The organism is Candidatus Villigracilis vicinus (assembly GCF_016702885.1).
GTDB classification, from domain to species: Bacteria; Chloroflexota; Anaerolineae; order Anaerolineales; family Villigracilaceae; genus Villigracilis; species Villigracilis vicinus.
On record NZ_JADJDD010000005.1, the window covers coordinates 1 to 11,749 of the forward strand.

11 protein-coding genes and 1 other RNA gene are annotated in these 11,749 nt (G+C 51.8%); 7 read left to right on the forward strand and 5 right to left on the reverse strand.

The window, feature by feature from the left end:
- The first annotated feature begins 1 nt into the window (after window position 1).
- Window positions 2-1,345: an asparagine--tRNA ligase gene (asnS, locus tag IPG80_RS04995; RefSeq protein WP_345103339.1), complete on the forward strand. Its 1,344-nt coding sequence runs from the start codon at window positions 2-4 to the stop codon at window positions 1,343-1,345.
- 225 nt (window positions 1,346-1,570) lie between these two features.
- Here asnS and IPG80_RS05000 read toward each other — a convergent pair whose 3' ends face one another.
- On the reverse strand, window positions 1,571-2,596 hold the full coding sequence (locus tag IPG80_RS05000; protein WP_345103341.1) for a GH25 family lysozyme: 1,026 nt from the start codon (window positions 2,594-2,596) through the stop codon (window positions 1,571-1,573).
- Window positions 2,597-2,743: 147 nt separating this feature from the next.
- Between IPG80_RS05000 and ssrS the strand changes: the two genes are divergently transcribed.
- From ssrS to IPG80_RS05030, 6 genes are all read left to right on the forward strand, one after another.
- Window positions 2,744-2,920, forward strand: a non-coding RNA gene (gene ssrS, locus IPG80_RS05005) — 6S RNA.
- 595 nt (window positions 2,921-3,515) lie between these two features.
- Window positions 3,516-4,376, forward strand: coding sequence for a methylated-DNA--[protein]-cysteine S-methyltransferase (locus IPG80_RS05010; protein ID WP_345103343.1), 861 nt, complete (start codon window positions 3,516-3,518; stop codon window positions 4,374-4,376).
- A 32-nt stretch (window positions 4,377-4,408) separates the two neighbouring features.
- Window positions 4,409-5,341, forward strand: a complete 933-nt coding sequence (locus tag IPG80_RS05015) for an EamA family transporter (protein ID WP_345103345.1) — start codon at window positions 4,409-4,411, stop codon at window positions 5,339-5,341.
- Window positions 5,342-5,409: 68 nt separating this feature from the next.
- Window positions 5,410-6,753 (forward strand): type I glutamate--ammonia ligase, encoded by a 1,344-nt coding sequence (glnA, locus tag IPG80_RS05020; RefSeq protein ID WP_345103347.1) that lies wholly within the window; start codon window positions 5,410-5,412, stop codon window positions 6,751-6,753.
- Window positions 6,754-6,846: 93 nt separating this feature from the next.
- On the forward strand, window positions 6,847-7,365 hold the full coding sequence (locus IPG80_RS05025; protein ID WP_345103349.1) for a hypothetical protein: 519 nt from the start codon (window positions 6,847-6,849) through the stop codon (window positions 7,363-7,365).
- Between the two features lie 21 nt (window positions 7,366-7,386).
- A complete protein-coding gene (locus IPG80_RS05030) occupies window positions 7,387-7,953 on the forward strand; it encodes a thioredoxin family protein (protein WP_345103351.1) in 567 nt (188 codons plus the stop codon).
- Between the two features lie 71 nt (window positions 7,954-8,024).
- Here the strand turns inward: IPG80_RS05030 and IPG80_RS05035 are convergent, their stop codons facing one another.
- From IPG80_RS05035 to IPG80_RS05050, 4 genes are all read right to left on the reverse strand, one after another.
- Window positions 8,025-8,753: an ABC transporter ATP-binding protein gene (locus IPG80_RS05035; RefSeq protein WP_345103353.1), complete on the reverse strand. Its 729-nt coding sequence runs from the start codon at window positions 8,751-8,753 to the stop codon at window positions 8,025-8,027.
- 2 nt (window positions 8,754-8,755) lie between these two features.
- A complete protein-coding gene (locus IPG80_RS05040; protein WP_345103355.1) occupies window positions 8,756-9,916 on the reverse strand; it encodes an ABC transporter permease in 1,161 nt (386 codons plus the stop codon).
- Between the two features lie 13 nt (window positions 9,917-9,929).
- Window positions 9,930-10,529 (reverse strand): peroxiredoxin-like family protein, encoded by a 600-nt coding sequence (locus IPG80_RS05045; RefSeq protein WP_345103357.1) that lies wholly within the window; start codon window positions 10,527-10,529, stop codon window positions 9,930-9,932.
- 132 nt (window positions 10,530-10,661) lie between these two features.
- Window positions 10,662-11,690 carry an ATP-dependent Clp protease proteolytic subunit gene (locus tag IPG80_RS05050; protein WP_345103359.1) on the reverse strand — a complete coding sequence of 343 codons (1,029 nt, stop codon included), beginning with the start codon at window positions 11,688-11,690 and terminating at the stop codon, window positions 10,662-10,664.
- Between the last annotated feature and the right edge of the window lie 59 nt (window positions 11,691-11,749).

Consider the following 11,749-nt stretch of genomic DNA (forward strand, 5'->3'; position numbering starts at 1 on the left):
CATGACCGAACACGTCAGCGTTTCAAAAATATCAAATTACATCGGGCAAGACGTCGTCCTCAAGGGATGGGTCTACAATCGCACGGATAAGGGCAAGCTGGTCTTTTTGCTCGTGCGCGATGGCTCGGGCTTCATCCAATGCGTCGCCTTCAAAGGTGACCTGACGCCCGAACTCTTCGAGACCATCTCCAAACTGCCGCAGGAATCGTCGGTGATCATCACCGGCTCCGTCCGCGAGGATAAGCGCGCGCCCGGCATCCCCGGCGGGTTCGAAGTCGGCATCAAGGATTTACAGGTCGTCCAAGCCGCCGGGCTTGATTACCCCATGGCGCTCAAAGACCACGGCGTGGATTTCGCGCTCGACAACCGTCACCTGTGGATCCGTATGCAGAGCCAATGGGCGATCTTGCGCGTGCGCGTGCGGGTCATGTCGGCTGTCCGCGAGTATTTGGATGGTCAGGGCTTCTTCAACCTCGACACCCCCATCCTGACCCCCGCCGCCGCCGAAGGCACCACCACTCTCTTCGAGACCGAATACTTCGACGAAGGCTCCGCTTTCCTCGCGCAAACCGGTCAACTTTATAACGAGGCGAATATTTTCGCCTTCGGAAAAGTCTACTGCTACGGTCCCACCTTCCGCGCGGAGAAGTCCAAAACGCGTCGCCACCTGACCGAGTTCTGGATGCTCGAACCCGAGATCGCTTTCTGCGACCTTGACCAGCTCATGGACATCGAAGAAGGTCTTATCACCCACATCGCCCAGTCCGTGTTGAAGGATTGCTCCGCCGAGTTGAAGTTCCTCGGGCGCGACTTGAGCAAACTGGAAAGTATCACCGGTCCCTTCCCGCGCATGTCCTATGACGATGCGGCGAAGTATCTGATCGACCTCTACGAAAAAGAGACCGACCCCGAGCGCAAAGAATTGCTCAAATTCGAATGGGGCATGGACTTCGGCGCTCCGCACGAGACCGAGATCACCAAGTTATACGACAAGCCAGTCTTTGTCTATGGTTACCCGTCCGCGGTCAAAGCCTTTTACATGGAACCATGGGAGAACCGCCCCGAAGTCTGCAAGTCTGTGGACTTGCTCGCGCCCGAAGGCTACGGCGAAATTTGCGGCGGCTCTGAACGCATGAGTGACCCTGATAAATTGTTGGCGCGCATTCAAAAGGAAGGTCTGCCCGAAGAAGCCTTCAAGTGGTATCTGGAGCTTCGCAAATATGGCTCCGTCCCCCACGCGGGCTTCGGTATGGGCACCGAGCGCGTCACCGCCTGGATGTGCGGCATCGAACACATCCGCGAGGCGATTCCGTTCCCACGCACGATCAAAAGGATTTATCCGTAGATCGGATGTAGAAAGTAAACAAGTAAAACAGGTAGACAAGTAAAACTGTCTACCTGTTTTTTATATACAAATCATCTTAATAATGTCATCCTGCCTGCACCGTGCAGCAGGCACGCGTGAGCGATAGCGACACATGCACCGCGATGCGGATGCAGTGCTGGTGAGGATCTCTACGCCCACCCCGAGAGACCCTTCGGTCGCGAAGAACGCTCCCTCAGGGTGACATTACGGAATAACGATCACCTGCCCCACAAAGATCAGGTTGGGATTGGTCAAATTGGGGTTAATGGCTTGAATGGCTTCCACGGTCACGCCGTATTTTTGGGCGATCAAGCCAACGGTATCACCCTGTTTAACAGTATGCTTGCGCGTTGAAGAAGCGGCATTGTTGGTGGTACTGTTATCACTGACAATGGGCTTGGAGATGGTTGGAACCGGGATGGTGAGTTTGGCACCTTCGGCAAGCAGCTGCGGATTCGCCATCAGCAGTTCATCCACGGTGATCTTATATTTCTCAGCGATCGACTTGAAAGTATCGCCGCTCTTGACGGTATACGATACCGGCTCCTTCGGTTTAACATTCGCAAAGGCATACAACTCGGCTTCTGTGCCGCGGAACCAGTTCAGGTCGCATTCTGTTGGCGAGCCATTATCGTTGGTGACGCCGTCCACCAATGTGGATTCGGAGTACTGCCAGAACTTCCAATCCTGCCAGCCAACCGCCTGAGTGGGCATATTCTTATTGGGCATGGTATCAGGAGAAAAGACGTACGGATACTGTGCCACCCAAAGGGGATAGTCCATTGCCCAGGATGGCGCCTTGCCATTGCGTGAAACATGCAAGTTCAAATATTGGGTGCGTGAGTAGATCATCGGTTTCACACCAAAAGCTTTTTCAACCCGGTCGAGAATGGCTTTGCACGTATCTATAATGAGCGAGTTCGAAGCGTTCTCGTTATATTTATCCTCAAGGTCAATGATCGGCGGAAGTTCGCCGCGGTCTGCGCTGATGGTGGAAATGAAGAGATCCGCCTGCTGTTTGGGATCCTGGTTTGCGATCAAGTAATGATACGCGCCGCGCAAAAGCCCTTCCTTGCGGGCACCCTCCCAATGCGATTTAAATTTCGGGTCCACATACCCCACCCCAGAAGTGGCGCGGATCAGGGCGAATTTAAAGCTCTGCGTGCGCAGCGCCTGCCAGTCTATACGTGGTTCCCAGTAACTTACATCAACACCATGAACGAGATTCATTGTCAGCTCCTTTGGTTCGTACATCAATATGGATAAAAGACCACGCTCTTATCAGACTAGCACAAATTGCAGGGAAAATCAATTGTTTCACAGCAGGCTTAGATTAATGATTTTCTTTCCTTGCGCCATGGAGTATGGTATAAAAATCATACCCTGCGGTGCTCGTGATATTGCCCTTACGTTTTGAGCCAATACCCCCTAAAAGGGTCCTTAACTTCATGGAAATAACGCGATAGGCCTGAGCCAAGGCGGCGTTTCCCGGTCAGGACCCACCTGCAATAGCAGGTTCAAAACCCAGCAGTACACGGCACAGGCGGGGTACGCCATCCCAAGCGAAATGTTCCCAGCGGAACATTTCGCTTTTTTACTGGTTTAGACCACTTGCTTGACGGAACCAGTCCCTAACGTGTACAATGCCGCAATCGTATGGGGCAACCAACTGAATAACGGAGTTGAAGCGGCTGGGTCTCAGTACGAACGAGATCACGAGGTGGAGGTTCTCCCGTGCGAACGGGACGCTAATTACCAAACTTTCCCCTCTCCTTTAGGAGAGGGTTGGGGTGAGGTGAGAAAATCGGATAGATCAGCGGATGCCTCTGAAGCCAGGTCACTGGCTTCCTTCTCCCTTCCAAAGAAAGCGTTTCGGGCGGCAGCCCTCGCAGAAAACCGTACGGCGACGAATGGGACAATGCGAACGCAGTGAACATGCAATTTTGCATGTCTGTTGTGCTGGAAGGGCATTTTGTTTTAATACCAAACCGTATCAAAACAGGCATGTCCGGCATGCCTGTTTTTTGTTTGCCCTCACCCCTACCCTCTCCCATTTTGGAGAGGGGGTAGAATAAAAAAATGAGCAAGAAACGGGTCGTCAGCAAACAAAACGCAAAATACAATCTCCATCAAGAAAAAGGAGATTGAAATGGAACCCATGAACCAACAAATGCAAGACCCTGAACCTTTACAACATTATCGGCTGATCGAACAAGCCATTCAATATATTGAAACCAACGTGAAAAGACAGCCGGAGTTGGAAGAGATCGCCTCAGCAGTTGGCTTGAGCGAGTATCACTTTCAACGACTGTTCACCCGCTGGGCGGGCATCAGCCCCAAACGCTTTATGCAATTTCTGACAAAGGAACAGGCAAAGCAGATCCTTGATCGGTCCGAAAACCTGCTGGAAGCCACGCATCAAACCGGACTATCGAGCCTGGGGCGGCTGCATGATCTTTTTGTCAGCACCGAAGCGATGACTCCCGGCGAATACAAATCGCGCGGGGCAGGTGTTACGATCCACTACGGCATTCATCCCACCCCGTTCGGGAAGTGTCTCATCGCCACCACCGAGCGCGGCATTTGTCACCTCGGGTTTGTGGATGGCAGTGAAGGCAAAGCCATAGACGGCTTGGTGGAACATTGGAATCATGCCAGCATGACCGAGGATTACCAAAGCACCGCCCCACTGGTCAACCGCATCTTTCTAGGTGCGGCAACAGATGCACCGCTCAAGCTTCATCTGCGCGGAACGAATTTTCAGATCAAGGTCTGGGAGGCATTGCTCACCATCCCCACCGGCGCGCTGACCACATATGAACATATCGCTGCGAATATCGGCAACCCGCGTGCCGTTCGGGCAGTCGGCAGCGCCGTCGGCGACAACCCCATTGCCTATCTCATTCCCTGTCACCGGGTCATCCGCAAGAGCGGAGAGTTCGGCAATTATCTTTATGGAACCGCCCGCAAAAAAGCCATCCTCGCAAGAGAATTGGTTGGGGCAGACTAATTTACTTTTGACACCTACATTGAAGGAAAAGAATGAAAACAAAACTTTGGACCGCACTACTAGCTTTATGGATCGTCTGGGGCTCCACCTATTTAGCCATTCGTTTTGCCGTAGAAACCATCCCGCCTTTCTTACATGCCTCCCTGCGCTTTTTGGTCTCTGGCGCGATCCTTGTTGTGTGGCGTCACCTGGCAGGTGACCCGAGACCCACCCAAAGCAACTGGAAAGCCGCCGCCATTGTTGGGACCTTGCTTCTTGTAGGCGGTAACGGATTCGTCAGCCTTGCCGAACAAAGCGTGCCTTCCGGGATCGCGGCGCTTATGATCACCACATCCCCGTTCTGGTTGGTACTCTTTGAGTCACTGCGGTCAGGCGGCACAAAACCTTCCTGGCAGGCGATCGTTGGCTTGCTGCTTGGGTTTGGCGGCGTATTTGTGCTGGTGGGTCCGGGAGAGATCGCAGGCTCACAACATGCATTCAAGACCAGCGGTCTGATCCTGCTTATGTTCGCGCCGATCTTATGGTCGATGGGGTCCATCTATTCACGCGGTGCAGACATGCCCAAATCCACCCTGATGTCAACAGGGATGCAAATGTTGGCAGGTGCGGCGTCGCTGTTCATCGTCAGCGTGGCAACCGGTGAACTGCAAGGATTCAACTTCGACGAAGTCTCGATGCGCTCCTGGTGGGGTCTGGTCTACTTGATCACCTTCGGTTCATTGGTCGGGTTCGTCTCCTATGGTTGGTTGATCCAAAACGCCCCCGTATCGCTGACATCCACTTATGCTTATGTAAACCCAATGGTTGCAGTCCTTCTCGGCTGGCTCTTCGCAGGTGAGGAATTGAACGCACGGATCGCGGTCTCATCGGTGATCATCATTGGGGCGGTGATCATGATCAACCTTTCAAGAAATTCCAAACCTGTTCCTAAAAATGAGTTGGCAATCCCTGAAGAAATTGAATAAGAGGCAAGTTTTCAAGAGTTGGTAATCAGTATTCAAAACTGTGCAAGCTAAAACAAAAGGAGATAAACATGGATTCAAAAGAATTGCTCAAGCGAGTGAAGGAAGATAACGTCAAGTTCCTTTCGCTCCAGTTCACGGATGTGCTCGGCGCTGTCAAAAGCGTGGATATGCCCATCCGTCACCTCGAAGATGTGCTGAAGGATGGCGCATGGTTCGACGGCTCATCAGTGGAAGGGTTCGCCCGCATTCAGGAAAGCGATATGCGCCTGAAAGTGGACATCGATACCTATGTGGTGCTGCCCTGGTCTTCGCCCGATTCCCGTCGTGCGCGTGTATTCTGCGACATCTACACCCCCGGCGGCGAGCCTTTCGAAGGCGACCCGCGCGGCGCGTTGAAACGCATTCTCAAAAAGATCGATGAACGCGGCTGGAAATTCAACATCGGTCCTGAGCCGGAGTTCTTCCTGTTCAAGGGAGATGCGACTACGAACGGCATTCACCCCGTCCCCCACGATCTGGGCGGCTACTTCGATTTCTCCTCCTTTGATGAAGCCGTTGTGGTTCGCACCGCATTGATGGAAGCGCTTGATCAGATGGGACTCGACGTTGAAGTTGGTCATCACGAAGTGGCGCTGGGTCAACATGAAATTGACTTCCGCTTCGCAGACGCGCTCAAAGCTGCCGACAACGTTCTGACGCTTAAGTACACGGTGAAGGCGATCGCCGCCCAGCACGGTCTCGTCGCTTCGTTCATGCCCAAGCCCGTTTATGGCATCAACGGCTCCGGCATGCACTGCCACCAGTCGCTATTCGACACCAAGACCGGCAACAACCTGTTCTTCGATGCAAAGGATGAAGCCCATCTTTCCCCATTGGCTTATTCCTTCATTGCGGGTCAGTTGGAACACGCCCGCGCCCTTGCTGGTGTGGTTGCCCCGACCGTGAACTCCTACAAGCGCCTCGTGCCGGGGTATGAAGCCCCCGTGTACATCGGCTGGGCACAGCAGAACCGCTCGGCGCTCATCCGCATTCCGCGCTACACCGAAGGACGCGACAAGGCAGTCCGCGCGGAGTTGCGTTTCCCCGACCCATCCTCCAACCCGTATTTGGCGTTCACCGTCATGCTTGCCGCCGCGCTCGATGGCATCGACAAGAACATGAAGGCATCCAAGCCGTTGAACAACATCAATCTCTATCACCTGAACAAGGAAGAACGCACCAAGCTCGGCGTAACCGAACTCCCTGGCTCGCTGGCTGAATCCTTGCATGAATTGGAGAAGAACGATGTGTTGAAGTCAGCGCTCGGCGATTACCTGTTCGAAGCCTACATGCGCGCCAAGTGGGAAGAATGGGACGAATTCCGCCTGCGCGTGACTGACTTTGAAATTCAGCGTTATTTGGAAACTGCGTAAGAACGGTTCATAGCAACAAAACGGCATCCAGAAAATTCTGGATGCCGTTTTGTATTATTCCCTGAAATCTGCTTTGTCATATAATCATTTTCAATGAAAAAGAATCTGGCTTTTGCCATTTTACTTCTCCTGCTATCCAGTGCATGCTCGCAAAGTAGAACATATCCGCTTGAGCTGGCAGCCTTCACCAAAAACTCTGTGAGCGTCCTGATCCGCTTGGAAAAAGATAATGATGCGAGATATTTTCTCTCTGCTACATTCACCCCCGAACAAGGGCTGCATTTGTATAGCAAAGACCAGCCCATCACAGGGGTAGATGGGCTGGGTCGCCCCACTTTAGTGGAGGCTGGCGACACAAGTCAGTACAGCGTGAAAGGTGACTTGATCGAAAGTGTATCTGCTCAAGTCCCAGAGTTCGAGCCCAAAAGCCTTTTAGTGTATCCGGCAGGAACTGTCACATTAAGCCTCCCGATCGATCTTCCCCCCGGAAAAACCTGGACAGCTGATACAGTAAAAATCACGTATATGGCTTGCTCAGATCATGGCTGCAAAGCTCCTGTTATCAGACAGGAGCTAGCAATTCGTATTCCCGGAAAAGCGGCTTCGCATTAATTCAACCAAGATGGGAGAACCATGAAAAAATTTATTTTGATTTTAAGCACCCTTGTTGTCACACTCGCCTGCAAAGCGCTGACGCCAAATCCGCAGGAAGCCATCAACCCGGTCATCGCCAACGAGACTTCCACAACGCTTGATGGGACAAAATCAACTACAGAACAAACGCCTGAAGCTGTGCATGCCGGGTTTACCATTGTGCGGCTCAGACCAAACGATGGAGATCTAGCCGCCATGCTGGCAAAAGAAGCACAGAAAGCCGCTGCGCTGGGTCAGATGCCTGTAGTGGAATTTGACGCCACCTGGTGCCCACCCTGTCAGGCGATCGATGCGGCGATCAAAGCGGAAGACGAACTAATGTTGAACGCCTATGCCGGTACTTACATCATAAAATTGGATGTGGACGAATGGGGTTGGAACAACGGAAAGGTGGAGTTCTTCCAATTTGATTTCATTCCCGTATACTTCAAATTGGATGATGCCGGAGAACCCACCGGCGAGCAGATCGACGGCGGAGCCTGGAACGAAGATATTCCAAAGAATATTGCACCGGTAATGGACAAGTTCTTTCACAAAGACTCGTAAAGAGCCGACTCACGAATCAAAAGAGCGCAGGCATAGAAACTCCTGCGCTCTTTTGATTCAAAGGGATAAGATCAATGTACCGTGGCGGTTGCCAATTCCATGATCTCTTCCTTGGTTTCATACACCCGGACGAGTTTACCGTCTTGCATTTGCAATACACGATCCACGAACTGACACATGCGCAGGTCGTGCGTAACGATGATGCCCGCGCGCCCATTCTCATGGATAAGGTTCGCAAAGGTTTCAACGACCTGGAAGGCACGCTCCGTATCAAGGGAGGCGGTGGGTTCATCCGCAAGTACAAGCGCAGGGTTGTGGATCAACGCTCGGGCGATCGCAACACGCTGCTGCTGACCGCCGGACATTTGCGCAGGCAGGTTATGCAAGCGTTCAGCCAGACCCAGACGCGCCAACAGTTCATCCGAACGAATGCGGCTGGCATGATCCAGTTTGCTGTTCAAACGCAGCATAAATTCGACATTCTCACGCGCCGAAAGGAAAGGGATCAGGTTATTCGACTGAAAGGTAAAACCGATCTTTTCACGGCGCAGTTTCACACGCTCCGTCTCACTCATCTGTGCGAGATCCTGTCCATCGATCAGGACTTGTCCGCTGGTGGGAGTGAGGAGCGCGGCAAGGATGGAAAGCATGGTGGTCTTGCCTGAACCGCTGGGTCCGACCAATGCCACGAACTCGCCGAATTTCACCTGAAACGATACTTTGTCCACTGCGTTGATGGTTGTGCCATCCAACGAAAATGACTTAACCAGATCACGAACTTCCAATGCAATATCTGACATTTCTAACCTAACCTGAGCGCTTTAAGCGGCTCGATACGAACAGCATAAATAATGGATACCATCCCACCCAACGGACCAATGAACAGGAGCAACGCTATGGCGATCAGGGAGCGTGTTCCATTGAATGCCAAAGGAATGGAAGGCGGCAGCCCCAGCGAGAACAGATAATTCAGGGTGGCGCCGATGCCCACACCCATGGCAGTGACGATAATGATCTGAATGACGGCAGACAGCCCAACCACAAAATTGGAAGAACCGATCGCCTTCAACACGCCGATCTGTGGAACCTTTTGCAAAATTTGGATCTGGAAGAAACCGCCAATCACCAGGATGCCGATCAACAAGGTGAATACCGCCTGAGTCTGTACGGTTCCCTGTTGGGCGGTATAGCCGGGAATATTATTGATGGTGGTCTCAATATCCGCGACTTCAATATTGGGAACCTGCTCCTGCAAACGCTGTTTGATTATCTCCACCTGGGCGGGGTCTTCCAACTTGACGGCGATAATGTTCGGGTAGGGCGTATCGCTGTTTAAGTCAGCTTCAGGTTGGGGTCGCATCAACTCCCATGTGGCTGCCGGAACAAAGATCGTCGGTTGGAAGAAGTAAGCCTGTTTATCCACCAACCCCACGATCTTCAATGTGTAGAACTCATCTTCCGTCCCTTGTGTGGAACGGATCTCGATCTCATCACCGATCTGCAAGCCGGTACGCTGCGCCACGCTCATATCCATCACGGCTTCGCGCGCTTCCCCACCGCGGAAGTAACGTCCATCGATCAAGGGCGGCATGCCAGGGTGACCAGCATCCACACCTAACATGGAAATCTTCTGCGGCTCAGGCAAAGACACGATCTCGGAATTCGAGGTATAGATCGCGCCCGCATCTGCTACACCCTCAACACGTCGAACCGTTTTGATGGTATTTGTCTCCAGGCGGCTGGCGGTAATACTGTAATCTGATTTTTCCAGAAACACGATCAGTTGCGCATCGAGGTTGGCAACATACTGCCGGTTGGCATCTGAAAGACCTTCGCCAAGCGCAGCAATAAACAACACAAGTACAGTGATCAACGCAATCACCAGCGCAACAAGGAGAAAGCGTCCACGGTTGCGGATGACTTCCTTGAGCGCAAGGTACGTTGCAATAAAGAGATTATTCATTTCCTTCTACTTCCTATGCCAATGGTTTTGAGTCAAACGGCTTTTTCCAATCCACACCCATAATGCCATGCAAGAGTAGGTCTACTGGGGGATGGTCGGCGATATCTTCATAGTAATACGGCAGGCGAATCTTTCCATCTGTGCCAATGACAAAGGTGCCAGACATTTGATAGGCATCCTGACCCGGAAGCGGCAATTCGGGCTTGATGCCTTTTTCACGTGCCAACCTGCGATTAGACTTCCAAATACGCGGCGAAATGAGCGTCTGCCAAAGGGTGCCACGGTACAGTCCGTAGGCACGGTAGGCAGCCCGATCGGGGTCGGCAAGACAGAGCGCATTCGGGGCACGCTGTTCACAGAATTTATTTGCAGATTCGGGCGAGGCGTGGGAAATAATCGTAAGCATCAACCCATTATCGGTCAGGGTCTGATGCGAGTCGATCAACTGGTCGATCATTTCCTTACACTGCGGGCATCCAAAATGACGAGTAAATGCAAGCACGACTACATGCTCTTTCCAGAGAGAGGAAAGTTGCACAGGGTTGCCATTCCCATTCAAAAGGGTCAAGTCGGGAGCCAGATCATTAAATTTGAGTTGAGAGTTCTTTGCCATGAGTACCTTTTCACAAAATCGAATAGAAATATTCTAACACAATGCAAAGGTTTTGCAAAGGTTTTGCAACAGATTAGTTTTACCACCTCGCCCACAATAAAAGAGGCACAGCGGGTGCTGTGCCTCAAAATTTTACGAAATGTGCAAGATGGATTTTTCCACCTTGCTGCCTTTTCTGTGCATCCGCCGCCAACTGCTGTTGTCGTTAAGCGAGATCCAGCGACGCTCTTCTGTACGATAGAACCAGTCTTTATCTTGTTGATAATAGACCAGCACATCGGTTGATTCCCAGATGTTGAGGATCTCATTTCCGTGTGCATGGGTATCATCAAAATCCGTGGTTGCGCGCTGCCCCATCTCACTATAAAGCTCATTTAGCTCGAGCAACTGTGAGTTGATCGCAGCCGGAAGGCGGTTGACCTTGAGCCCAATACGTTGGGCTTCATCGAACAGGATCGGATACCCATGTGAAGGATATTTCGAGTTTAAGGTCGAGGCAATTTTCTCGGCAACTTCTTCTTGCTTAATGTGATAAGCCAACAGTTCCTTGCACAACATAATCGAAAGGGATTCTGCTCGGTCTACTGCACCGATGACAAGGGGATGTACATGCTGAAATAATTGCTGATATGGGTTTTCGCTCGAATCAGACTTTTGAGCCTGCCACAGCCGAACGACGCGGTTCAATTCATCCAAGCTGACGCTCACGCGGTCATTATCGCGATCGATCGGTGAGAGGGCATGTGTCAAAGATGTATCCACAGAAGTGAGATACGCCATGGGTCCCATGTGAATTTCGTTTGCGCCCAGCGTGATCATTGTGGCAGCAGAGGCACACTCTAAGGGCAGGACAGCGATGATCTCATCGCAATACTGCCGCAGCAAGTTCACGATCCGCAGGGAGGCCTGCCCATTGCCGCCACTGGATTTTATGAAAAGATAGATCTTCTCCTGCCGCCCTATCTTTTCAAGTAATTCGAATAATGCCAATACATCATCATGACAGACACTTCCGCGCGGATTGTTAAAATAGGTGACCAGTGTGCCGCCAAGCTCCTTCGTCAGCTGCTTAATGATCGCCTGAGTCTTCTCAAATAAAATAGGCGGTTGTTTTGCCTTATTAACGTTTTTTACTTTACCGGCTTTATTGTTCGATTCCATGATCCATAATCTCCTAACCACTTCGGTGGAGGGGTATTATCCCACAAGGGGGATGAACG